The following is a 22,634-nucleotide window of genomic DNA, read 5'->3' as shown; positions in this document are numbered from 1 at the left end:
GACGCGGTGTGGCACTGTCAGCGCCATGATTCCGGACGTCGTGCGGTACCGGCAGGCCGACCTCCTCTCCGGTCTGCACCGGCGGTTCGGACCGGTCGTGCGGGTGGGGCCGTACACCTACCTGCTCGGGCCGGAGGCGAATCAGTTCGTGTTCGGCAACTCCGAGCTGTTCGAGGTGGAACAGGCGTTCCAGTCGCTGGTGCCGGTGGACGGGCCCACGTCGCTGATCGTGAGCGACGGCGAGGACCACAAGCGGCGGCGCCGGTTCGTGCAGCCCGCGTTGGCGCACCGGCAGATCGCGAGCTACGTGCCGGTCATGCGCGCCAACGCCGAGGCCACGATCGACGGGTGGCGGCCGGGCGAGACCGTCGACGCGTACAAGGAGTTCCGCAGGGCGATCCGGCGCAGCACGATCCACGCGCTGTTCGGCGAGGAACTGGCGCAGGACTCGGACTTCTTCGGCGCGCACCTGCAGGTGCTGATCAACCTGATCGACCGCAACCCGGCGGTCGTCAAGGTGCTCAGGACGATGAAGTCCCCGACCTGGCGCAACGCGATGAGAGCGCGCCGAGCCGTTGACGCGCGGGTGTACAGGGCGATCGAGGAGACGCGTCAGGGCAAGACGGCCGGTGACGTGCTCACCTCTCTCGTGCAGGGCGACGGGCTGAGCGACCTGGAGGTGCGCGACCAGATCGTCACGCTGATCGCGGCCGGGTACGAGACGACCAGCGGCGCGATGGCGTGGGCGATGTTCAACCTGTTGCGGCACAACGGAGTCTGGGAGCGCGCACAGCAGGACGAGGACTACCTGGCCAACGTCGTCAACGAGACGCTCAGGCTGTACCCACCGGCGGTCGTGTCGGCACGGGTCGCCGCGCAGCCGTTCGAGTTCGCCGGCAAGAAGATCAAGCAGGGCACGTTCCTGCTCTACAGCCCGTACGTCACGCACCGGCTGGCCGAGGTGTTCCCGGACCCGCTGAAGTTCGACCCGGACCGCTGGGAGACCAAGCCGGCGCCGCACGAGTTCCTGCCGTTCGGCGGCGGCCCGCACCGCTGCGTCGGTGCCGGGCTCGCCACGACCGAGCTGACCGTGATGCTGAAAGTGTTGCTGGAGCGACCGAAACCCGAACTGCTCCCCCAGCGCCTCACGCCGACCGGCCTCGCCGCGATGCGCCCCAAGAACGGCCTCAGAATCCGAGTAGCAAGATGACCATCGACGCGAGACAGGCCAACGCGCGCACGTGGTTCCAGATCGTCCACATGCGCAGGTACTCGGGCCAGTAGGCGTCGTCGGTCCGTTCGAGACGGTTGTTCATCGGCACGTTGACGAACATCGTCAGCAGGAACGACCCGACGACGTAGAGCAGGCCTCCGACGATCCGCCCCTGGAAGACCTCAATGCCGCACAGGACGGCGGTGCCGAGGAACACCAGCAGGAACACCGGGTTCTGGATGCGGACGTTGATCCGGCGCATGGCCTCGCGGGCCTGCTCGGCAGGCAGGTCGGCCAGACCGGGCATGACGGCGACGGAGAAGGCGAAGAACACTCCGGCCATCAGACCGGTAGCGGCGGCTGCGATCAGCGTGATTGTCCCCATGGCACTCACTCTGACCTGCGAGCGTCGGACTCTCAATGACAATTCATCGCGCGGGCTTGCTCGTTCGTCCAGAATCAACGCCATGACGGACGCGCTGGGCGAGGCACTGCACCTGTTGAGGATGTCCGGCACCTTCTACTGCCGCAACGAGCTCACCGAGCCGTGGGGCCTGACCATGCCCGACATGGCGGACTGCCTCTGGTTCCACGTCCTCACCAGCGGCCGCTGCGACGTCGAGGTCGACGGTCAGGTCACCTCGCTCGAACCCGGCGACGTGCTGCTCGTCCCCGGCGGTCAGGGCCACCGGCTCTTCCACGGCGACGCCGAGTCGCCGATCGTCACGACGTTGCCGCACGAGTTCGAGACCGACAACTACGCGATCCTGCGACACGGCGGCGACGGTGCCATGACGCACCTCGTGTGTGGCGCGGTCCGCTTCGACCACCCAGCTGCAAAGCACCTCATCAACGTGTTGCCGCACGTGCTGTACGTGCAACGCGCCGACGACATGCGCGCCACGATCGACCTGATGGCCGCCGAGGCCCAGGCCGTGCGGCCCGGCGGCGAAGCGGTCATCACCAGGCTCGCGGACGTGCTGGTGATCCAGACGATCCGCTCGTGGCTCGCCAACGACCCGGCCGCGCGCACGGGCTGGCTCGGCGCGTTGCAGGACCAGCAGATCGGGCAAGCACTCGCGTTGATCCACCGCGATCCCGCCCAGCCGTGGACCGTAGAACGCCTCGCGCACCAGACGGCCATGTCCCGGTCGGCGTTCGCGGCGCGGTTCACCGAACTCGTCGGCGAACCGGCCATGCGCTACGTCACGCGGTGGCGCATGCACGTGGCGATGAACAGGCTGAAAGACCGCGACAGCACGGTCAGCGAGATCGCCCGCGGCCTCGGGTACGAGTCGGAGGCCGCGTTCAGCCGGGCGTTCAAACGGATCGTCGGGGTGTCGCCCGGTCAGGCGCGGGCAGGCTGAAGCAGATCCCAGCGGTTGCCGTAGAGGTCCTCGAACACGGCCACGCGACCGTAGACCTCGTCCCGCGGCTCCTCGCGGAAGTGCACGCCGAAAGCGACCATGCGGGCGTGGTCGCGGTCGAAGTCGTCGGTGTTCAGGAAGAACCCGACGCGGCCACCGGTCTGATCGCCCACTCGTGCCTGCTGCTGACCTGTGTCAGCCTGTGCCAGCAGCAGCGACGCCCCCTCCCCCGCCGAGACCACGACCCAGCGCTTGTCGCCCTGCGGAGTGTCCTCGACCAGCGTGAACCCGAGTCCCTCCACGTAGAAGCGGATCGCCTCGTCGTAGTCGCGGACCACCAACGTCACCAAACCAATAGATCGCACGGCGATGAGTATCGACGATCGGGAAGGTCTACCCGCACATGGCTGACTCACTCGTACTCCTGCATCCCGGTGGATTCGACCCTTCGGCGTTCGGACCGCAGCTCGACGCCCTCGCCGACTTCGCGTTGCACGCGCCCCATCGCGTGGATCAGGCCACTCAGGACCACACCGAGATGGCTCACGAGACCATCGAGTTCCTGGAAAGGACCGGACCCGCCCACCTGCTCGGCTGCAGCGACGGCGCCACGATCGCGCTCCTCACAGCCGTGCTCAGACCTGATCTCGTGCAACGGCTTGTGGTCGTGTGCGGCGTCTACCACCACGACGGCTGGGACCCGGCCACGGAACTCACGCCGATGCACCGCCGTTCGCCCGCCCTGACCGAGACAGACCTGACGAAGCTCCAGAACCGGACGCTGATCATGATCGGCGACGACGACGAAGTGACGTTGGAGCACGCCACGACCATGTACCGGGCGTTGCCGAACGCCGAGTTGGCGGTCGTTCCCGGCACGTCGCACGGGCTGCTGCACGAGAAACCCGCACTGTGCAACGCGATGATCGTCGACTTCCTGACCAATGAACCGGTTGAGACATACGCGCCGATTCGTCGCCGTATGTGATTGGGTGCGTCTATGGCGGTTACATCGCAGACGCATCGACTGCCCGTGCGCACGCTTGTCGCGTCGTCAGCCGGCAACGCGGTCGAGTGGTACGACTGGGGCATTTACACGGCCTTCAGCATCTACTTCGCCACGCAGATCTTCCCGTCCGGCAACGAGGCCGCGGCGCTGCTGAGCACGTTCGCGACGTTCGCCCTCGCCTTCTTCTTCCGGCCACTCGGCGGTTATCTGCTGGGCCGGTTCGCGGACATCAGAGGACGCCGGACCGCGATGCTGCTGACGATCGTGCTGATGTCCGGCGGATCGGTCGCGATCGGGCTGCTGCCGACGTTCGAGCAGGTCGGCTGGCTCTCCCCGGCACTGCTGGTGCTCGCCCGCATCGCCCAGGGCATGGCGCTGGGCGGCGAGGTGTCGAACGCGTCGGCGTATCTGGCGGAGATCGCGCCCGCTACCCACCGCGGCCGGTACTCGTCGTTCTTCTACATCTCGACCGGTGCGGCGGTGCTGATCGCGTCGCTGCTCGGGTTCTTCCTGTCGCGCAACCTCGACAAGGCCGCGATGGCCTCCTACGGGTGGCGCGTGCCGTTCCTGATCGGCGGCGTGCTGGGCCTGATCGGGTTGTGGCTGCGCCGGGAGCTCAAGGAGACGGAGCAGTTCGAGGAGAACAAGGCCAAGGCCGAGAGCCTGCGCAACCCGTTGATGATGACGCTCAAGGAGCATCCCAAAGCCGTCGGGCAGCTCATCGGCATCACGCTGCTCTCGACGCTGAGCTTCTACACGTTCTTCAGCGCACTGACGCCGTTCGCGGTGAAGACCAAGGGCGCCAACGACATCGACGTGTTCCTGGCGCTGTCGATCGGCACGGTCGTGTTCATCGCGCTGCAGTACCCGATGGGGTGGATGGCGGACCGCTACGGCCGCAAACCGCAGATGCTCGTGTGGTCGGCGGCGATGGCGTTGCTGGTGGTGCCGCTGTCGAGCCTGGTCAAACCCGGCCTGACGAACCTCGTGATCGTGTTCGCCGTGGGGCTCGGGCTCTACACGGCGATCACGTCGATCGCGCCCGCGATCATGAGCGAGCTGTTCCCGACCGAACTGCGCGGGCTCGGCATCGGCGCTTGGTACAACCTGACCGTCGCCGTGTTCGGCGGTACCGCCCCGCTGGTCATCCAGGCCGTGGGCGGCACCGTCTTCTTCTGGTACGTCGCGATCAGCGCGGTGATCACGTTCCTCGTCGTCCTCACGTTGCCGGAGACGAAGGGCGTGGAACTCACCTAGCCAGTGGCACCAGGTCATCCGCGTGCACGACCTCGCGGCGCTGCTCTTCGGGCAGGTCGTGGGACTTGCGGCCGATCAACGACGGGAGTTCCGCCGCGTCGTAGCCGACCACGCCGCGGGCCACGACCTCGCCGGCCAGGCTGACCAGTTCCACGACGTCGCCTGCCTCGAAGTCGCCGTCCACACCGGTGATTCCGGCGGCCAGCAACGAACGACGCCTGCCCACGACCGCGGCGACCGCGCCGTCGTCGAGGTGCAGGCGGCCGTTGGCGTCGGTGGCGTAGCCGAGCCAGAAGCGGCGCGCGGTGAGACGCGAACCCGTGGCGGCGAAGGCCGTGCCGACGTCGGCGGTGGTCAACGCGCGGCCGGCCTCAGCCGAACCGGTCAGCAGCACCGGAATGCCCGCCGACGAAGCCAGGCGAGCCGCGGCCAGCTTGGAGGCCATGCCGCCGGTGCCGAGGCCGGACGCGCCAACGGTGCCGGCCTGCACACCGTCCACATCGGACGCCGACGCGACCTCGGAGATGCGCACGGCACCCGGCTTGCGCGGGTCACCCGAGTAGAGCGCGTCCACGTCCGACAGCAGGAACAACGCGTCGGCACCGACGAGGTGGGCCACCAGAGCCGCGAGACGGTCGTTGTCGCCGAAGCGGATCTCTTCGGTGGCAACGGTGTCGTTCTCGTTCACGACCGGAACCGCACCGAGCGCCAGCAGACGCGAGAACGTGCGCTGGGCGTTGCGGTAGTGGGCGCGGCGCACCACGTCGTCAGCGGTCAGCAGAACCTGGCCGACGGTCAACGAGTAGCGGCCGAACGAGTTCGCGTAGGCGTGCGCGAGAGTCAGCTGCCCCACGCTCGCGGCGGCCTGCTGGGTGGCGAGGTCGCGCGGACGGCGGGACAGCTTCAACGGCGCCAGGCCGGCGGCGATCGCACCCGAGGACACGAGCACGACCTGGCTGCCTGCCGCCGCACGAGCGGCGAGGGCGTCGACCAGCGCGTCCAACCGCGCTGGGTCGAGGCCACCTTCTGCCGTGGTCAACGAAGAAGAACCGACCTTGACCACGATGCGGTTCGCCGAGGCGACCGCGGTTCGAGCTTGTGAGACCGCGGGGGCCGTCACTGTGTTACTCCTCGCTGAGATCACCGTAGTCACCGGGCGCGCGGCGGGCCTTCTTCAGGGCCTTGCGCTCATGGGCGCCGATGCGGTCGTTGTTCTCGAGACGGATGTCCGTGCCACGTCCGGTCATCGTCATCGCGATGCCGGCCGGGGTGGTCGGTTCCCAGTCGAAGATCAGGTCGCCGATGGTGACCTGGCAACCGGGGACGGCGCCCATCTTCACGAGCTTGTCCTCGACGCCCAGCCTGTTGAGGCGGTCCGCGAGGTAACCGACGGCTTCGTCGTTGGAGAAGTCGGTCTGGCGGATCCAGCGCTCGGGGCGTTCGCCCTTCACGATGAAGCCACCCTCGACCGAGGGGTCCTCGGTCACGGTGAAGCCCTGGTCGTCCACGGCGGTCGGCCGCAGCACGATTCGGGTCGACTCCTTCTTCGGCTGGGCCGCGCGGTACTCGCGCACGACCTCGCCCAGCTTGAACGTCAGCTCCCGCAGGCCCTGGCGGGACACCGTCGACACCTCGAAGACCGGCAGGCCGCGGGCCTCGATCTCCGGGCGGACGATGTCGGCGAGGTCCTGGGCGTCCGGGATGTCGACCTTGTTGAGGATCACCACGCGCGGACGGTCCTCGAAGTTGCCGCCCAGCGCGGGCGTGTACTCCGAGAGTTCCTTCTCCAGCGCGTCGATGTCCGCGATCGGGTCGCGGCCCGGCTCGTACGTCGCGCAGTCGACGACGTGCGCGAGAACGGCGGTGCGCTCGATGTGGCGCAGGAAGTCGAGGCCGAGGCCCTTGCCCTGCGACGCGCCGGGGATCAGGCCGGGGACGTCCGCCATCGTGAAGATGGTCTCGCCCGCGGTGATCACGCCGAGGTTCGGGACCAGCGTCGTGAACGGGTAGTCGGCGATCTTCGGCTTGGCCGCGGACAGCACCGAGATCAGCGACGACTTGCCGGCCGACGGGAAGCCGAGCAGGCCGACGTCCGCGACGGACTTGAGCTCCAGCACCAGGTCCCGCGTCTCGCCCGGCTCACCGAGCAACGCGAAACCGGGAGCCTTGCGGGCCCTGGACGCGAGGGAGGCGTTGCCCAGACCGCCACGGCCACCGGCCGCCGCGATGAGCTGCGTGCCCTCACCGACGAGGTCCGCGACGATCTCGCCCGACTCGGTCAGCACGACGGTGCCGTCCGGGACGCGCAGGATCAGGTCGTCGCCGTTGGCGCCGTCGCGGTTCGCGCCGGCACCGGCCTTGCCGCTGGTGGCGGAGGCGTGCGGGCGGAAGTGGAAGTCCAGCAGGGTGTGCACCTGCGAGTCGACGACGAGGATGACGTTGCCGCCACTGCCTCCGTTGCCGCCGTCCGGGCCGCCGAGCGGCTTGAACTTCTCGCGGTGCACTGAAGCACACCCGTTGCCCCCGTTGCCGGCGGCAGCGTGGATCACCACCCGGTCTACGAAGCGGGCCACGGAAATACTTCCTCTCAAAGACTTTGGACAAACAACGAGGGGCGGAGCCGGATGACCGGTCCCGCCCCTCGCAGAGGTCTATCTACGTTGCGGAAACGGTCCTCAGACCGCGACCGGAACGATGTTGACGGTCTTGCGACCGCGCTTCGAACCGAACTCCACCGCACCGGGCAGCAGGGCGAACAACGTGTCGTCCTTGCCGATGCCGACGCCGACGCCGGGGTGGAACTTGGTGCCGCGCTGGCGGATCAGGATCTCGCCGGCCTTGACGACCTGACCGCCGTACCGCTTCACACCCAGGTACTGGGCGTTGGAGTCACGGCCGTTGCGGGAACTGGATGCACCCTTTTTGTGTGCCATGAGAAGTCAGGTCCTCACTTACCGGTGATGCCGGTGACCTCGACACGGGTCAGCTTCTGCCTGTGACCCTGCCGCTTGTGGTAACCGGTCTTGTTCTTGAACTTGTGGATGCGAATCTTCGGGCCCTTGGTGTGCTCGACCAGCTTGCCGGTAACCGAGAACTCCGCCAGGGCCGCCGCGTCTGCGGTGACGTTGGTGCCGTCGACCACGAGCAGCGCCTGGAGGGAGATTTCGGTGCCCGGCTCGCCCTCGAGCTTCTCGACCTCGACGATGTCGCCGACAGCGACCTTGTACTGCTTGCCGCCGGTCTTGACGATCGCGTACATCAGGACGGAAGTCTCCTGCTACTCGATGGTGACGGGCCATGCGCCAACCCGTCTGCGAAGGAAAACAGCAGAGGGGGCACACGACAGGACCCGTCGGATGGCGGGCCGTCCACAAGGTTACGGGAGTGGGTACTGCCGGAGCAAACTGGGGTGCCCTGATCACGTTCCCGCAGGCTGTGCGGTCCCTCACAAGCGAAAACCGGGGCCGCCCGCAGGCGACCCCGGTTCTCACTTTCCTCGCGTCAGTCCTCCTGGACCGGCGGTCCCGCGGGCCGCGACACGGCGCGGCGCCTGCGGGTGGTGGTGACCACCGGTGCGGGCATCTGGACCTCGGGCTGCTTGGGCACCTCGACGACGACGATCGGCGCGGGCGCCTCCGCCGCGGGGGCACCGGCGGCGCGCTTGGCCGCACGACGCCGCGGGCGTGCCGCGGGAGGCTCCACAGCGGCCACGGGGGCCGCGGCGACGGGCTCGGGTGCGGAGACCGGCTGCGGGGCCGCCACGGGCTCCTGCTCGGGCTCGACCACCAGCACGGGCCGCTGGGCACCGATGCGTCCCGTCACGAGCGGCCTCGCGACCTCGACCGGCGCCTCTTCGACGACGACCGGTTCGACGAGCTCCTCGGCCGCCTCCTCGATCACCTCGGGCTCGGCGTCGGTGACGACGGGCTCGACCTCGACGGGCGCCGGGTCCTCCGCGACCTCGTGCGGCACGTGACCGTTGAGCGCCTGCTCCTCGACCACGACCGCGTCGACCACGGCCTGCGGCTCCTTGTCGCGGCCGCGGCGACGACGGCGACGACGGCCGTGGGCCTCGTGCTCCTGGTCGGCCGCGACGAAGTCCTCGGAGGTGTCCTCGGGCTCGCCGGGCTCGACGACCTCGGGCTCGACCGGAGCCTCCGGCGCCTCGACGGACGCCTCGACGACCTCGGTGGTCTCGGCCGCCTGCTCGCCGCCACCCTTGTTGCGGCGCGACTTGCGGCCACTGCTCTGCTGCTGCGGCTGCTGCTGGCCGCCACCGTTGCCACCGCCGTGCGAGTGCACGGGCTCGGTGGACACGACGACGCCACGGCCGCGGCAGTGCTCACACGTCTGGCTGAACGCCTCGAGCAGGCCGGTGCCGACGCGCTTGCGCGTCATCTGCACGAGACCCAGCGAGGTGACCTCGGCGACCTGGTGACGCGTGCGGTCGCGGCCGAGGCACTCGGTCAGGCGGCGCAGCACCAGGTCGCGGTTCGACTCCAGGACCATGTCGATGAAGTCGATGACGATGATGCCGCCGATGTCGCGCAGCCGGAGCTGGCGGACGATCTCCTCCGCCGACTCCAGGTTGTTGCGCGTGACGGTCTCTTCGAGGTTGCCGCCGGAACCGGTGAACTTGCCGGTGTTGACGTCGATGACCGTCATCGCCTCGGTGCGGTCGATGATCAGGTAACCGCCCGAGGGCAGCCAGACCTTGCGGTCCAGTGCCTTCATCAGCTGCTCGTCGATGCGGTACTCGACGAACGCGTCGTTGTTGCCGACGTGCTTCTTCAGGCGGTCCTGCAGGTCCGGCGCCACGTGGCGGACGTACGAGTCGATGACCTCCCACGCCTCGTCGCCCTGGACGACGAGCTGGGCGAAGTCCTCGGTGAACAGGTCGCGGACGACCTTCACCAGCAGGTCCGGCTCCTCGTAGAGCAGCGTCGGCGCCTTGGTGGAGGTGCTGTCGGACTTCTCCTTGATGACCTTCCACTGAGCCTGCAGACGCGTGACGTCGCGGCCCAGCTCCTCCTCGGCGATGCCTTCGGAGGCCGTGCGGATGATCACGCCGGCGTCCTCGGGGACGACGCGCTTGAGGATGTCCTTGAGGCGCTTGCGCTCGTTGTCCGGCAGCTTGCGGCTGATGCCCGTGGCACCGCCGCCCGGCACGTAGACGAGGAAGCGGCCGGGCAGGCTGATCTGCGTGGTGAGGCGGGCGCCCTTGTGGCCGACCGGGTCCTTGGTGACCTGGACGAGCACCGAGTCGCCGCTGGAGAGCGCCTGCTCGATCTTGCGGGACTTGCCCTCGAGACCGGCGGCGTCCCAGTCGACCTCACCGGCGTAGAGCACGGCGTTGCGGCCGCGGCCGATGTCGATGAACGCGGCTTCCATGCTCGGCAGCACGTTCTGCACGCGGCCGAGGTAGACGTTGCCCACGATCGAGCCCGAGCCCGACGACGTGACGAAGTGCTCGACCAGCACGCCGTCTTCCAGCACGCCGATCTGGGTGCGGTCGCCGCGCTCGCGGACGACCATCGTGCGGGCCACGGCCTCGCGGCGGGCCAGGAACTCGGCCTCGGTCAGCACCGGGGCACGGCGACGGCCGGCCTCGCGACCGTCACGACGGCGCTGGCGCTTGGCCTCCAGGCGCGTCGAGCCGCGGATGCTGCGCACCTCGCTCTGCGCGGCCTCGGAGTCGGCCTTGTCGTCGCGCGCGTCCCGCGTCTCGCGGACGTGCACGACCGTGTTCGGCGGGTCGTCCTCGGAGGTGACCTCGTCCTCCGCGCCGGTCTTGCGGCGACGGCGGCGCCGGCGACGACGGGTCGAGCTCTCGTCGCCCTCGTCCTCCGCCTCGGCGGCGTCGTCGCTCTCGGCGGGCTCGGAGGCGTCCTCGGCCGCGGCCTCGTCGGTCTCCTCGCCGCCCTCGGCGTCCGTGCCCTTGCCGCGGCCTCGGCCACGACGGCCACGGCGGCGGCGACGGCGGCTGTCCGCCTCGTCGTCACCGTCGACCTCCGCGTCGGCGTCGGTCTCGGCGGCTTCGGCTGCCTCGAGCTCGTCCGCGGCGATCTCGCCGACGGACTTCTCCTCGACGACCGGCTCCTCCTCGACGACGAACGGCGAGGGCGGTGCCTTCGGCCGTTCGATCGGCTGAGGCGGCAGGAACACCGCGCTCGGCGCGGCGAAGATCGGCGCGAGCGCCGGTGCCTCGAACGCCGGGATCGCGGGTGCCTCGTAGTCCTCGGTGACCTCACCGGTGACCACGTCGTCCCAGTCGACGAGCGTTTCGGCGACCTTCAGCGCGACGTCGCGGCTGACGCTCGACTGCGCGCTCTTGGGGACCTCACCGAGGTCCGCCAGCGCAGTCATCACGTCCTTGCTGCTGACGTCCAGCAGTTTCGCCAGAGCGTGGACCCGCAACTTGTCCGGCAGGTCCGCCAGTTCAGGGCGTGCGGCAACCACGCCCTGCCCGCCGGTGACACCGGCAGGCTTGTCCTTGTTCGACATGCAGCTCCTCCACCCCCGGGCGCGTCCCGTGAGGACGCGGCCGCGCAGGGGCCTCTCTTGTCTCTCTCCACCGCTGCTCGCGGCGGGAATCCTTGCCTCGCGCGCAGTGGCGTGGCGCCTCACTGGGCGCACGCTTGCGCAGGTCCCACGACGACGCCGCTGTCAGCGCCGCTCCTCCTGTTTGCGCGTCACGGTTGACGTTCCTGCGCTCGTCAGGACTCTCTGTCCTGCTGGAGCGGGTCCACCAGCCTGCCCTCGCCGTCGAGCCGTCCCTGCGCCATCCGGGTTGCTCTCGCAGGTACCGGGGGCACGAGATCGGCCACGACGCGAAGCGCATTCAGCACGTCGTCGGGTCGCACGGTAGGCGTTACCTGCCGTACAACCGTCATGAGTATCCCACACGGTCGTGACAAAGCGGTGTCATCGTGTCCGGCGTCGCTCGAACGTGGTTCGACCAGCGCTGACACGACGGCTGGCCGCACGTCGAGCATCTTCGTGCCGTTCTTGGTGAGCCGCTCGACCTCGACGGACTCCGCCGCGAGGAAGACGCTCACCGCCTTCGCGAGATCATCGGGCTCGACGCCGTCGAGCTCGATCCGCCATTCGCTCGCGTCGATGCGCTCGGTGAGGTTGCCACCGCGCGCCTGGACGATGTCGACGACGTCGATGCCGGGTGGCAACGCCTCGTCGAGCGCGACCTTGAGCGCCTCCGGGTCGAGCTCCTCGACCACCGACACCTCGACGTACTCCGCCTCGCTCGCGACACCGGTCGGCGCGGCGCCGACCCACGACACCTTCGGGTGAGGGCTGAACCCCTGCGAGTACGCCATGGGTACGCCTGCCCTGCGCAGCGCACGTTCGAACGTGCGAGCGATGTCGCGGTGCGAAGTGAAACGCAGCCTCCCCCGCTTGGTGTAGCGAAGGCGCAGTTTCTGCACGGCGACGGCCGACGGGTTGTTGGGCAGGTTGCGGCTCAGCGGGGCTCCCCTTGGTGTTCCGACGGGTGAGCGGTCCCATCGGCGCAGGCTGTTCGTCCAGTAGGACGGTACCGTGAACCCGATTCAGAACGTTCAGCTTGTCTAGATCGTTGCGCGTGGCTACGGTCCGGCTGACTGGACGCCCTGCCGACTGGAGGTCCCTGGTGCCTCTGCCCCACCGCGCTCGAGCGGCGGCGATGACCGCACTGCTCGTCGCCGGGTGTCTGGCGGCATCCCTGCCCGCCGGCGCGGAACCGGACCCCGCACCCGAGGTCCCCTCCTGCATCCAGCCTGGTCCGCTGCTGCGCTACCTGGTGGTGTTTCCGCAGTCCACGCCCGCTGAGACGGCGAACGCGGAGATCACCGAGGCGTGCGGCCTGACCACCGTCTACTACCCGCAGATCTCGGTCGCGGTGGCCACCTCTCCCGACCCTGGCTTCCTCAAGCTGATCGGCCCGGAGCGGGCCTACAGCGCCCAGGGCGAGAGCATCGCCAAGCGGTCGGTGAAGCGGAAGAAGGACGACACGGAGCTGTTCCGGCCCTCCGGCGTGCGCTCGGCCGAACAATGGGACATGGATCTCATCAAGGCGCCGGCCGCGCACGAGATCACGACGGGTTCCAAGTCCGTCGTCGTGGGCGTCCTGGACTCCGGCGTCGACGCCCGCCACCCCGATCTCGTCGGCGCGCTGGCCCCCGAACTGTCCGCGGGGTGCCTGACCGGCAAGCCCGACACGTCACCGTCCGCGTGGATCCCGACGACCTCCGCCCACGGCACGCACGTCGCCGGCACCATCGCCGCGGCTGACGACGGCCGCGGCACCACGGGCGTCGCACCGGGCGTGCGCATCGCGTCCGTGAAGGTCGTGGACGACGACGGGTTCATCTACCCCGAGTACGCGGTGTGCGGCTTCATGTGGGCCGCCTCGCAGAACATGACGATCACCAACAACAGCTACTTCATCGACCCGTACCTGTTCACGTGCCAGAGCGAGCCGGGTCAGCGCATCATCTACGAGGCCGTGCGGCGTGCCGTGGACTACGCGACCTCGCGCAACGTGCTGACGGTCGCCGCCGCCGGAAACGCCGCCGCGGACCTGTCCCGGCCGGGTCGCGACTCGATGTCGCCGACGAACGGCGAGGCGCAGACGCGGCCGGTGGACTCGACGTGCGTGGTGCTTCCGGCACAGCTCAAGAACGTGGTGGGCGTGTCGGCGGTCGAGTCGACCAAGACCAAGGCCGGGTACAGCTCGTACGGGCTGGGCGCGATCGACGTGACGGCACCGGGTGGCGACCCGCGCACCCCGACCGGCTGCGTGCTGTCGACCGTGCCGTCCGGCTACGACTACTCCTGCGGCACGTCGATGGCGACTCCGCACGCGACCGGGGTGGCGGCGCTGATCGCGTCGACACATCCGGAGACGGACGCGGTGTCGCTGGGCCGCATGCTGAACGCGCAGGCCGAGACGCTGGCCTGTCCCGGCGACTACGACCTGAACGGGACGGGTGTGCAGGACGCGTTCTGCACCGGGTACTCGGAGTACAACTCGTTCTACGGCCACGGACTCGTGGACGCGCTGGCCGCCGTCACGAAGTGATCGTCCACGCCTGTCCGCGCGACGGGCTGGGCGTTGAGGTTCTTCACGTCAAAGGGTGAGCTTCCTGGGTGCGGCACGGAACCGTTGCCGCGCTTGCGGTTCTGGCTGCGGACGCGAGTTCACGCTTCGAGCGGGCGGGCGGACGTTCCTCGGCACGGCGGCGCTGATGGCGGACGGGGTCGAGGCCGCCTTCGATACCGGGCCGATCCAGGTCCGGCCCGCCACGCCGAGCGAACACGACGCGATCGTGCGCGTGTTGAGGCACGGACGGCTCGTGCGCGATCGCGACGCTGGGACGGCCGCAGGTGCTCGTCGAGGTCTCCGAATTCGCCGCGTTGACCCCGGCTCTGGAGCTGCTGCGCGCGGTGACCGACGAGTTCGGCCTGCCTCGCGGCTCACCTGGCCGGGGACGTCGCCGTCGACGTGGGTGCCTCGCTCGGCCGGCCCGCCACCATCACGGCCACGGTCGCGGGACCGGGCGTGATGGTGGGCGGGATCTCGGCCGTTACGGCGTGAGAGCGGGGTTCTTCACCGGCGAGCCGACGCCGACCGGGGAGATCGGCAGCAGCTTGCGGCCCGTCGGACCGACCTCGATGTCCGTGCCCATCGCCGGGCAGACACCGCAGTCGAAGCACGGGGTCCAGCGGCAGTCGTCCTGCTCGCGCTCGTCGAGCGCGTCCTGCCAGTCGGCCCAGAGCCATTCCTTGTCGAGGCCCGAGTCGAGGTGGTCCCAGGGCAGGACCTCCAGTTCCTCGCGCTCGCGGGTGGTGAACCAGGCGAGGTCGACGCCGAGCGGCTCCAGCTGTTCCGCCGCCTTCGCGGTCCAGCGGTCGTAGGAGAAGTGCTCGCTCCAGCCGTCGAACCGGCCGCCGTCGCGCCACACGGCCTCGATGACCTTGCCGATGCGGCGGTCACCGCGGCTGAGCAGGCCTTCGATGAGGCTCGGCTTGCCGTCGTGGTAGCGCATGCCGATGTTGCGGCCGAGGCTGCGGTCGCTGTTCACGGCCTCGCGGAGCTTGCGGAGACGGTCGTCGACGACGTCCGGGTCGCACTGCGCGGCCCACTGGAACGGCGTGTGCGGCTTGGGCACGAACCCGCCGATCGAGATGGTGCAGCGGACGTCGTTGCGGCCGCTGGCCTGCCGGCCCGCGCGGATGACGTTCTTCGCCATCTCCGCGATCTGCAGGACGTCCTCGTCCTCCTCGGTAGGGAGGCCGCACATGAAGTAGAGCTTCACCTGCCGCCAGCCGTTGGAGAACGCGGCCGACACCGTCCGGATGAGGTCCTCTTCGGACACCATCTTGTTGATGACGCGGCGCATCCGCTCACTGCCGCCCTCGGGCGCGAAGGTCAGACCAGAGCGCCTTCCGTTGCGGGACAACTCGTTCGCGAGATCGATGTTGAACGCGTCGACGCGGGTGCTCGGCAGGCTCAGGCCCGTGTTCGTGCCCTCGTAGCGGTCCGCGAGGCCCTTGGTGATCTCGGCGATCTCGCTGTGGTCCGCACTGGACAGCGACAGCAGGCCGACCTCTTCGAAGCCGGTCGCCGCCAGGCCCTTCTGGACCATCGCGCCGATGCCCTCGATGGACCGCTCGCGCACCGGACGGGTGATCATGCCCGCCTGGCAGAAGCGGCAGCCGCGGGTGCAGCCGCGGAAGATCTCGACGCTCATCCGCTCGTGGACGCTCTCGGCGAGCGGCACCAGCGGCTGCTTCGGGTACGGCCACGCGTCGAGGTCCATCGTGGTGCGCTTGAAGACGCGGAACGGGACCCGGTCGCGGTTCGGCACGACGCGCTGGATGCGGCCGTCCGGCAGGTACTCCACGTCGTAGAAGCGCGGGATGTACACGCCGCCGGTCTCGGCGAGCCTGGTCAGCACCTCGTCGCGGCCGCCGGGGCTGCCCTCGGCCTTCCACGCCCTGACGATCTCGGTGATCTCCAGGACGGCCTCTTCGCCGTCGCCCAGCACTGCCGCGTCCACGAACTCCGAGATCGGCTCGGGGTTGAACGCCGCGTGCCCGCCGGCGACCACGATCGGGTCGTCCTCGGTGCGGTCCTTCGCGTGCAGCGGGATGCCGGCGAGGTCCAGCGCCGTCAGCATGTTCGTGTAGCCCAGCTCCGTCGCGAAGCTGATACCCATCAGGTCGAACGCCTTCACCGGGCGATGACCGTCCACCGTGAACTGCGGGACGTCGTGCTCACGCATGAGCTTCTCGAGGTCCGGCCACACGGCGTACGTGCGCTCGGCGAGCACGTCCGGCAGCTCGTTGAGGATCTCGTAAAGGATCATGACGCCCTGGTTGGGCAGCCCGACCTCGTACGCGTCGGGGTACATCAAAGCCCAGCGCACGGACGCCGCGTCCCAGTCCTTGACGGTCGCGTTGAGCTCCCCGCCGACGTACTGCACCGGCTTCGAGATCCGCGGCAGCAGTGGCTCCAACCTGGGGAAAACAGACTCGACACTCACACGACCAGAGTAACGGCCCCCACAGCCACAGGCCGAATCGCGCCTCAGTCCAGCAACAACTTGCCCAATCGGCGCGCCGCGACGACCGTTCCGACGGCCGCCAGCACCGCGAAGTAGGCGACGTGGCCGAGCATGCCCCAGCCGACAACGCCCAGCGTGAGGCCCCTCATCAGCTCGATGGCGTGGTAGAGCGGCGTCCACGTCACCACCGTCTGCAACCAGCCCGGGTAGACCGACAGCGGGTAGAACGTCGTCGAGAAGAGGAACAGCGGCAGCACCGCGAGCTGCACGAGGTCGAAGTCCTGCCACGACCGCATGAACGTCGTCGCCGCCATCCCCACCGCGGCGAACGCGAACGCCACCAGCAGCGCCGCCGGCAACGCCAGCACCGCCCACGGCGAGAAGATCAGCCCCATCCCGAGCATCACGGCCAGGAACCCGGCCGAGTACAGCCCGCCCCTGATGAGCGCCCAGGCGATCTCGCCGATCGCGATGTCCATCGGCCCCATCGGCGTCGTGAGCATCGCGTCGTACAGCTTCACGTACTTGAACTTGAAGAACACGTTGAACGTCGCGTCGTACACGGCCCCGTTCATCGCGCTCGCCGCCAGCAGCGCGGGAGCCACGAACGCCGCGTAGCTGATCGGCCGCCCGTCCGGCCCGGCCACCGCGGTCACCATCTGCCCGAACCCGAGCCCCAGCGACCACAGGAACAACACGGGCTCGAACGCCCCGCCGACCAGCACGAACCACGCACGCCGGTTCACGACCGCGGCCCGTTCGACGAGCATGCTCGCCTTGCCGCCGTAGAGCCCCGGCGGAATCACGCGCCACAACAGCCCCACGCTGGCGGGCACGGCCTTCTCGCGATCGAGGGTCTGCGTCATACCGCCAGCCTCCGGTGGAAGAACTTCACGCCGAGCGCGATGCCCACGGCCGTCAGCGCCGCCAGGTACGCGAGATGTCCCAACGCCGGTAAGAGGTCCATCGTGCCGAACGTCGTGCCTCTGGCGAGCTCGATGCCGTGCCACGCCGGCGTCAGCCACACCACCGGCAACAGCCAGTCCGGCAGCTGACTGACCGGGAAGAACGCCCCGGTGAACAACGTCATCGGCATCATCACGAACCGGAAGATCGTGGTGAAACCGTCCGGCTTGTCCAACGTCGCGCTGTAGGCGACCAGCGGCGCGCTGAACGCCAGCGCCGCCACCGTCGCAACCGGAATCGCCACGAGGATCCCGGGCCCGGCCGCCGCACCGAGAACCACCGCGATCCCCACGAACACAGCGGACCGCACGAACATCTGCGACCCGATCCACAACATCTGCCCGTAGAGCACCTGCGCGGGAGTGATCGGCGTGGCCACCATCCCGACGTACGACTTCTGCCACAGAAACGACGACATGATCGCGTAGGTCGACTCGAACGTGGCCCCTTGCAACGCCGTGACGACGACCAGCGCGGGCGCCAGGTACTCGAGATACGGCACCCCGCCGATCAACGCCGTCGACTGCACCTGCGACCCGAACCCGAGCCCGAGAGCGAGCAGGAACAACACGGGCGTCAGGAAGCTCGACACGACCGTGGCCCGCCAGTTGCGCCGGTACCACGTCCAGTGCTTCTCGAACCCGAACCAGGAGGCCCTGAGCGTCTGCATCAGTCCACCAACGTCCGGCCGGTGAGCCGCAGGAACACGTCCTCCAGCGAACTGCGCCGCACGAGACTCTGCACGGGCTGCACCCCGTTCTCGTGGACTCGTTGGAGGGTCGCCTCCCCGTCCTTCGTGTAGAGCAGCAACCGATCGGGCAGCACCTCGACCCGTTCCGCGAACCTCTCGAGATCCGGCTTCTCCGCCCCGGGCTGGAACCGCAGCTCCAGCACCTCCTTGGTGGAGTACCGGTTGATCAGCTCGCTGGGCGACCCTTCAGCCGCGATCCGCCCACCGTCCATCACGACGAGCCGATCGCACAGTTGCTCGGCCTCGTCCATGTAATGCGTGGTGATGATGAGCGTGACGCCGTCCTGCTTCAACCGGAACAGCCTGTCCCACAACAGATGCCGAGCCTGCGGGTCCAACCCGGTGGTCGGCTCGTCGAGCAACAACAACTCCGGATCGTTGACCAACGACCGCGCAATCGTGAGCCGCCGCTTCATCCCACCGCTGAGCGGCTCGACCTCGTGATCAGCCCGGTCGGCGAGCTGCGCGAACTCCAGCAGTTCCTCGGCCTTCTCCCGGCACTTCTGCCGAGACATCCCGAAGTACCGCCCGTAGATCTGCAGGTTCTGCCGAACCGTCAGTTCCGTGTCCAGGTTGTCGAGCTGAGGCACCACCCCGAGCCGAGCACGAATCTGCGGCCCCTGCGTGGCCGGATCCATCCCCAGCACCTTGAGCTCGCCACCGCTCCGCCCGGAAACGCACGAGATCATCCGCATGGTCGACGACTTCCCCGCCCCGTTGGGCCCGAGAAACCCGAACGCCTCACCTCTGCGCACCTCGACGTCGATGCCGCGCACGGCCTCGAACGACCCGAAGTGCTTGGTCAGAGCCTTGGCCTCAACGAGGTTGTCCACCCACCCGACGTTAACGAACAGGTCTGACAATTCTCGACGCAATTACGATCGCCCCATGCCCACGACGAACCTGCACTGGCTCTCGGAAGCCGACGACCACCTCCGCACCGAGATCCACACAGTCGTGCACGACGTAGTGGCGGCAGGCGGCGCAGTCGGCTACCACGAGCCCCCGACCCACGACCGAATCTCGACCTGGCTGGACACCGTCCTGAAGCAGGTCCGCGACGGCGACGCGGCCTTCGCCACCGCCACAGTGGACGGCGTAGTACGCGCCGTGGGCCTCTGGCGCCGAGGCTCGACCGCCGTCTTCCAGCACCGGGCCGAAGTCCAACAGATCATGGCCCACCCATCGGCCCGCGGACTGGGCCTGGGCAAGCAGGTGATGGAGGGCTTGATCGCCAACGCACGAGCCCAGGGCATCGAGATCCTCTCGCTGGGCGTACGCGGCAACAACCACGGCGCCATCGAGCTGTACGAGGCCTTGGGTTTCCGGGAATGCGGCCGCATGCCGAACGCGATCGCAGTAGGAACCGAACGCTGGGACGACGTGTGGATGTACCTGCCGCTCGGCTACCCGGAGGGCACCACTCTGAACGGCGCGACGGCAGGCGGCCTGGGCGCCAGCCCAAGGCGAGGAGCTTGACCCCCACGCGAAGCCGAAGGCGAGCCGTCCTTACCGTGCGGTCCGGGTGGGGTGGCTTCGTCACGAGTCGTGCCACAGCTCTTGCTGCAGGCAGAAGGGGATGTCAAACGGACACGCTTTTCGTCCGTTTGACATCCCCTTCTGCCTGTGGCCCGCTCTTGGCTCGACTCGTGACGAAGCCACCCCACCAACGCGCCCCTCAAAGCAACGCGCCTCCGCCCAACGCAACAGGCGTGCCATCTACCTACGCATGGCGTAGACCCCGGCTTTTGATCAGATTGGCGGGGTCTGGGGCGGAGCCCCAGGAATCAGCCGCCACATCCCCTCGCACGGCGACCACCTACGGACAACAAACCGCCGCCCGCCAACAAAACAGGGGGACGACCTGCGAAACGCAGGCGCCCCCCCAAACCCAGCAACCTCTCAGAGGTTCGGGAACCAGATCTTGATCTCACGCTCAGCAGACTCGGCCGAGTCCGACCCGTGCACCAGGTTGTACTGAACCTCGGTCCCGAAGTCCCCACGAATCGTGCCAGGCGTGGCCTTCTCGACGGGGTCGGTCCCACCGGCGAGCTGACGGAAGGCCGGGATCGCCCGGACACCCTCCACCACGATCGCAACCAACGGCCCACCGGTGATGAAGTCGACGAGGTCGCCGTAGAACGACTTGCCGTCGTGCTCCGCGTAGTGCTGCTCAGCGGTGGCGCGGTCGGCGGTGCGCAGCTCGAGGGCAGCGAGCTTGAGGCCCTTGCGCTCGATGCGGGCGATCACCTCGCCAACGAGACCACGGGCAACGCCATCGGGCTTAACGAGAACCAGGGTGCGCTCGGACACGACGGTGTGACTCCTTGAAGAACAGGTACGGGATGTGGGCAACAGGGTAGCCACTGGCCCGGCCGGCCCTGTGCCTGACCTCATACCCACGGCATCCGACCTACCTCTGGCATCCGGCGATCTGACCAGCCAGACCCGATGCGCCATAGTTCTGCGTCATGAGCGCAAAGCACACGGGGTCCGCTCTGACCGGCGCCGCAGTCCTCTTCGTCCTCCTGCGCCTCCTGGCCGTGAGCCACTACAACTGGCACACAGCGTTCGCGCTCCTCCACACCCTCGAACTGGACGACGCCCCAGGCCTGTTCCTCGGCACGTTCATGGCCGACGACCGCATCAGCACAGTCCTGCTGATGATCGTCACGCCGGCGACGTTCTTCTTCTACTTCCGCACGCGCAAGGACCCCGAGCGCGCGAACACCACGGCGCTGCTCACGCTGATCGTGCTCATCGCCCTGATGGTGTCCCACACGCTGACGTACCACCGCTGGTGGCTCGCGCTGGGAGCCGTGGCGATCGGCGCGGCCATGGTGCTCGCCATCAGGAACGCGCGGTGGCTGCTCAAGTGGTTCGCCTGGCTGCTGGCCGGGTCGGCGCTGGCGGTCGCCGCCATCGTCAGCACGCCGTGGGTGCCCAAGGAGCGCATCAACGACGCCGAGGAGGTCTACGTGTTCGAGACGAGCCCTGGCTTCCTGAAGGTCCTCGGCGCCCACGACCGCAAGTTCAGGATCCTGCGCACGGAAGACGTCCGGAAGCGCGAAGAGCTGGCCGAACACTGAAAACCGATTCCATAGGCATTAAATAAATAAACAACGCTATTGCCACACGATCTGGAATGCTTCACTCGATCGTGTGATTTCGGGCGTGCCCGTACGACTCCTGCGGGTAAGAAGTAACGACGGCGGTCGCTCTTCGGATGAGCAGTAGGTGCCCATTTAGGGCGATGAGTACGACACGATTCCGCCGAGTAAGCCCGAATTAACCCGGAGTGACTTCTGAAACGCGACTACCGAGCCGCATTCGACGTCCTCGCGCACGCCCTGGCGCAATGTCACATTGATCGGCTGACCGGGACGTTGCGCGTCACGGGCAACGCGGGCGGCGTGTTCCACCTGCGAGACGGCGCGGTGATCGCGGTCGACAGCGCGGGGTCACCCGGAGTGGAGGTGCTGCTGCTGGGCTCGGGCAGGGTCAGTGCGGAGGACTGGGACGCGGCGCTGGTGGAGAGCGTCGAGATGGGGTCGCTGCAGGCGGCGCTCATCGCTCGCGGGCACCTCGGGCTCGACGAGATCCAGGCCGTCGCCACGGCCGCCATGCAGGACGGTGCGTTCGCCGTTGTGGCTGGTGACGTCGAACGATGCGACGTCGAGGACAACGCGGAGGGACCCCTGCTGCCCTCAGCCGACGGTGTCGCGCCGGAGGTGTTGCTGGCGGACACGACCGCACGACTCGACGTGGTCGCCTCGCTGCCACACCCGTTGTCGCCCTACCTGGACCGCGTGGTGGCCGTCGGCGGAGCCGAGCCGTCCACCGCGGAACGACGGGAGATCATCGCGCACGCCACCGGACGACGCAGTGCGCGAGACATCGCTTTCGCGACCGGGCGGAGTCTGCACCCGGTCACCGTCGAGATCTCCCGAATGCTCGGTGAAGAACTGTTGCAAATCGCCCCGCCGGCGACCGCGTTCAGTTTTTCACACTGGGGCCTGCCCTCGTTGCGCCCCCGCGCAGAAACAGGGCAGAGCAGCGGAAAGGAACTGCATTGGACTACGACGCCCTGGCCGCCGAACTGCGGAAGCTTCGAGAAAACGTCGCCGGAGTGACCGACACGGTGTTGGCCGCGTCCGACGGAATTCCCATTCTCACCGACGTGGCGAAGAACGTCGAGCCCGCGCACATCTCCGCACTCGCCGCCGCCGACCTCGGCATCGCACGCCAGGCGGCGGAGGTGATCGGCCTGGGCAAGCTCAACCAGACCGTGGTGTTCGGCAGCAGCGGCTACATGGCCGTGTACGCCGTCAGCAGGACGGCGCTGATGGTCGTGCTCGGGGACAAGGGACTCAACCTCGGGCGTCTTCTCCACGAGTCCCGCCCAGCGATCGAGCGGATCGGCTCGATCATGGCGCCCAACGCACCGTCCACCGAATAAAAATGGTCGCAGCACATGTCCGAATTGGGTTCATTGCTCTCGGCAATG

Annotated in this window: 22 protein-coding genes; 9 read left to right on the top strand and 13 right to left on the bottom strand. The window is 68.4% G+C overall.

The features are described 5' to 3' along the window. Positions 1 to 25: 25 nt before the first annotated feature. Positions 26 to 1,210 carry a cytochrome P450 gene (locus ACIQF0_RS44035; protein WP_401040369.1) on the top strand — a complete coding sequence of 395 codons (1,185 nt, stop codon included), beginning with the start codon at positions 26 to 28 and terminating at the stop codon, positions 1,208 to 1,210. Here ACIQF0_RS44035 and ACIQF0_RS44030 read toward each other — a convergent pair. After that, positions 1,188 to 1,598 carry a DUF1772 domain-containing protein gene (locus tag ACIQF0_RS44030; RefSeq protein WP_401040366.1) on the bottom strand — a complete coding sequence of 137 codons (411 nt, stop codon included), beginning with the start codon at positions 1,596 to 1,598 and terminating at the stop codon, positions 1,188 to 1,190. The two genes, ACIQF0_RS44035 and ACIQF0_RS44030, sit on opposite strands and share 23 nt — an antisense overlap. Positions 1,599 to 1,680: 82 nt before the next feature. Between ACIQF0_RS44030 and ACIQF0_RS44025 the strand changes: the two genes are divergently transcribed. Next, positions 1,681 to 2,580 (top strand): AraC family transcriptional regulator, encoded by a 900-nt coding sequence (locus ACIQF0_RS44025; RefSeq protein ID WP_401040364.1) that lies wholly within the window; start codon positions 1,681 to 1,683, stop codon positions 2,578 to 2,580. Here ACIQF0_RS44025 and ACIQF0_RS44020 read toward each other — a convergent pair. Continuing rightward, entirely contained in the window at positions 2,562 to 2,945 is a 384-nt protein-coding gene (locus tag ACIQF0_RS44020; RefSeq protein WP_401040362.1) for a VOC family protein, read from the bottom strand. The genes ACIQF0_RS44025 and ACIQF0_RS44020 overlap by 19 nt on opposite strands. A gap of 38 nt (positions 2,946 to 2,983) precedes the next feature. On the opposite strand from ACIQF0_RS44020, the gene ACIQF0_RS44015 reads away from it, so the two are divergent. Both ACIQF0_RS44015 and ACIQF0_RS44010 read left to right on the top strand, forming a co-directional pair. Beyond that, the gene (locus ACIQF0_RS44015; protein WP_401040359.1) at positions 2,984 to 3,568 is read left to right on the top strand and encodes an alpha/beta fold hydrolase; all 585 of its coding nucleotides are present in this window, start codon (positions 2,984 to 2,986) and stop codon (positions 3,566 to 3,568) included. 12 nt (positions 3,569 to 3,580) lie between these two features. Beyond that, positions 3,581 to 4,846: an MFS transporter gene (locus tag ACIQF0_RS44010; protein ID WP_401040357.1), complete on the top strand. Its 1,266-nt coding sequence runs from the start codon at positions 3,581 to 3,583 to the stop codon at positions 4,844 to 4,846. Here the strand turns inward: ACIQF0_RS44010 and proB are convergent. From proB to ACIQF0_RS43980, 6 genes are all read right to left on the bottom strand, one after another. Continuing rightward, positions 4,839 to 5,966, bottom strand: coding sequence for a glutamate 5-kinase (gene proB, locus ACIQF0_RS44005; RefSeq protein ID WP_360048918.1), 1,128 nt, complete (start codon positions 5,964 to 5,966; stop codon positions 4,839 to 4,841). The genes ACIQF0_RS44010 and proB overlap by 8 nt on opposite strands. Before the next feature lie 4 nt (positions 5,967 to 5,970). Next, complete coding sequence (gene obgE / locus ACIQF0_RS44000; protein WP_401040353.1) at positions 5,971 to 7,419, bottom strand: GTPase ObgE; 1,449 nt, start codon at positions 7,417 to 7,419, stop codon at positions 5,971 to 5,973. Positions 7,420 to 7,521: 102 nt separating this feature from the next. After that, complete coding sequence (gene rpmA, locus ACIQF0_RS43995; RefSeq protein WP_090071165.1) at positions 7,522 to 7,779, bottom strand: 50S ribosomal protein L27; 258 nt, start codon at positions 7,777 to 7,779, stop codon at positions 7,522 to 7,524. 14 nt (positions 7,780 to 7,793) lie between these two features. Then, positions 7,794 to 8,105, bottom strand: a complete 312-nt coding sequence (gene rplU, locus ACIQF0_RS43990) for a 50S ribosomal protein L21 (protein WP_360048921.1) — start codon at positions 8,103 to 8,105, stop codon at positions 7,794 to 7,796. A 242-nt stretch (positions 8,106 to 8,347) separates the two neighbouring features. Beyond that, positions 8,348 to 11,350 carry a translation initiation factor IF-2 N-terminal domain-containing protein gene (locus ACIQF0_RS43985; protein WP_401040349.1) on the bottom strand — a complete coding sequence of 1,001 codons (3,003 nt, stop codon included), beginning with the start codon at positions 11,348 to 11,350 and terminating at the stop codon, positions 8,348 to 8,350. Positions 11,351 to 11,562: 212 nt separating this feature from the next. Then, a complete protein-coding gene (locus tag ACIQF0_RS43980) occupies positions 11,563 to 12,288 on the bottom strand; it encodes a TIGR03936 family radical SAM-associated protein (protein ID WP_360048923.1) in 726 nt (241 codons plus the stop codon). Positions 12,289 to 12,524: 236 nt separating this feature from the next. On the opposite strand from ACIQF0_RS43980, the gene ACIQF0_RS43975 reads away from it, so the two are divergent. Then, complete coding sequence (locus ACIQF0_RS43975) at positions 12,525 to 13,922, top strand: S8 family peptidase (protein ID WP_401040346.1); 1,398 nt, start codon at positions 12,525 to 12,527, stop codon at positions 13,920 to 13,922. Between the two features lie 505 nt (positions 13,923 to 14,427). Here ACIQF0_RS43975 and ACIQF0_RS43970 read toward each other — a convergent pair. The 4 genes from ACIQF0_RS43970 to ACIQF0_RS43955 are packed head-to-tail and all read right to left on the bottom strand — an operon-like array spanning position 14,428 to position 18,960. Then, positions 14,428 to 16,389 carry a TIGR03960 family B12-binding radical SAM protein gene (locus tag ACIQF0_RS43970; RefSeq protein ID WP_360048926.1) on the bottom strand — a complete coding sequence of 654 codons (1,962 nt, stop codon included), beginning with the start codon at positions 16,387 to 16,389 and terminating at the stop codon, positions 14,428 to 14,430. A 44-nt stretch (positions 16,390 to 16,433) separates the two neighbouring features. Beyond that, positions 16,434 to 17,276: an ABC transporter permease gene (locus ACIQF0_RS43965; RefSeq protein ID WP_401040343.1), complete on the bottom strand. Its 843-nt coding sequence runs from the start codon at positions 17,274 to 17,276 to the stop codon at positions 16,434 to 16,436. Beyond that, positions 17,273 to 18,046, bottom strand: coding sequence for an ABC transporter permease (locus ACIQF0_RS43960; RefSeq protein WP_401040340.1), 774 nt, complete (start codon positions 18,044 to 18,046; stop codon positions 17,273 to 17,275). Before ACIQF0_RS43960 ends, ACIQF0_RS43965 begins: the two co-directional genes overlap by 4 nt. After that, on the bottom strand, positions 18,046 to 18,960 hold the full coding sequence (locus ACIQF0_RS43955) for an ABC transporter ATP-binding protein (RefSeq protein ID WP_401040339.1): 915 nt from the start codon (positions 18,958 to 18,960) through the stop codon (positions 18,046 to 18,048). Before ACIQF0_RS43955 ends, ACIQF0_RS43960 begins: the two co-directional genes overlap by 1 nt. Before the next feature lie 55 nt (positions 18,961 to 19,015). On the opposite strand from ACIQF0_RS43955, the gene ACIQF0_RS43950 reads away from it, so the two are divergent. Continuing rightward, positions 19,016 to 19,606 (top strand): GNAT family N-acetyltransferase, encoded by a 591-nt coding sequence (locus tag ACIQF0_RS43950; protein WP_401040336.1) that lies wholly within the window; start codon positions 19,016 to 19,018, stop codon positions 19,604 to 19,606. Between the two features lie 423 nt (positions 19,607 to 20,029). Here the strand turns inward: ACIQF0_RS43950 and ndk are convergent, their stop codons facing one another. Further along, on the bottom strand, positions 20,030 to 20,440 hold the full coding sequence (gene ndk / locus ACIQF0_RS43945; protein WP_330270318.1) for a nucleoside-diphosphate kinase: 411 nt from the start codon (positions 20,438 to 20,440) through the stop codon (positions 20,030 to 20,032). A gap of 158 nt (positions 20,441 to 20,598) precedes the next feature. On the opposite strand from ndk, the gene ACIQF0_RS43940 reads away from it, so the two are divergent. From ACIQF0_RS43940 to ACIQF0_RS43930, 3 genes are all read left to right on the top strand, one after another. Further along, positions 20,599 to 21,216: a hypothetical protein gene (locus ACIQF0_RS43940; RefSeq protein WP_401040332.1), complete on the top strand. Its 618-nt coding sequence runs from the start codon at positions 20,599 to 20,601 to the stop codon at positions 21,214 to 21,216. Between the two features lie 324 nt (positions 21,217 to 21,540). Further along, positions 21,541 to 22,260, top strand: coding sequence for a hypothetical protein (locus ACIQF0_RS43935; protein ID WP_401040330.1), 720 nt, complete (start codon positions 21,541 to 21,543; stop codon positions 22,258 to 22,260). Next, entirely contained in the window at positions 22,257 to 22,586 is a 330-nt protein-coding gene (locus tag ACIQF0_RS43930; RefSeq protein WP_360046189.1) for a roadblock/LC7 domain-containing protein, read from the top strand. The genes ACIQF0_RS43935 and ACIQF0_RS43930 overlap by 4 nt, the downstream gene beginning before the upstream one ends. Positions 22,587 to 22,634: the final 48 nt, after the last annotated feature.

This window comes from Lentzea sp. NPDC092896 (genome assembly GCF_044754905.1).
In the GTDB taxonomy this organism is placed as follows: Bacteria; Actinomycetota; Actinomycetes; order Mycobacteriales; family Pseudonocardiaceae; genus Lentzea.
Note: the sequence above shows the minus strand (reverse complement) of the source record. Positions and strands in the feature narration are given on the sequence as shown.

Coding starts and splice junctions, on each gene's coding strand:
- ACIQF0_RS44030 (WP_401040366.1), bottom strand. CDS start 1,598: ATGGGGACAATCACGCTGATCGCAGCCGCCGCTACCGGTCTGATGGCC.
- ACIQF0_RS43940 (WP_401040332.1), top strand. CDS start 20,599: ATGAGCGCAAAGCACACGGGGTCCGCTCTGACCGGCGCCGCAGTCCTC.
- ACIQF0_RS43960 (WP_401040340.1), bottom strand. CDS start 18,046: ATGCAGACGCTCAGGGCCTCCTGGTTCGGGTTCGAGAAGCACTGGACG.
- ACIQF0_RS44015 (WP_401040359.1), top strand. CDS start 2,984: ATGGCTGACTCACTCGTACTCCTGCATCCCGGTGGATTCGACCCTTCG.
- ACIQF0_RS43965 (WP_401040343.1), bottom strand. CDS start 17,276: ATGACGCAGACCCTCGATCGCGAGAAGGCCGTGCCCGCCAGCGTGGGG.
- rpmA (WP_090071165.1), bottom strand. CDS start 7,779: ATGGCACACAAAAAGGGTGCATCCAGTTCCCGCAACGGCCGTGACTCC.
- ACIQF0_RS43975 (WP_401040346.1), top strand. CDS start 12,525: ATGACCGCACTGCTCGTCGCCGGGTGTCTGGCGGCATCCCTGCCCGCC.
- rplU (WP_360048921.1), bottom strand. CDS start 8,105: ATGTACGCGATCGTCAAGACCGGCGGCAAGCAGTACAAGGTCGCTGTC.
- ACIQF0_RS44035 (WP_401040369.1), top strand. CDS start 26: ATGATTCCGGACGTCGTGCGGTACCGGCAGGCCGACCTCCTCTCCGGT.
- ACIQF0_RS43950 (WP_401040336.1), top strand. CDS start 19,016: ATGCCCACGACGAACCTGCACTGGCTCTCGGAAGCCGACGACCACCTC.
- ACIQF0_RS43985 (WP_401040349.1), bottom strand. CDS start 11,350: ATGTCGAACAAGGACAAGCCTGCCGGTGTCACCGGCGGGCAGGGCGTG.
- ACIQF0_RS44025 (WP_401040364.1), top strand. CDS start 1,681: ATGACGGACGCGCTGGGCGAGGCACTGCACCTGTTGAGGATGTCCGGC.
- ACIQF0_RS44010 (WP_401040357.1), top strand. CDS start 3,581: ATGGCGGTTACATCGCAGACGCATCGACTGCCCGTGCGCACGCTTGTC.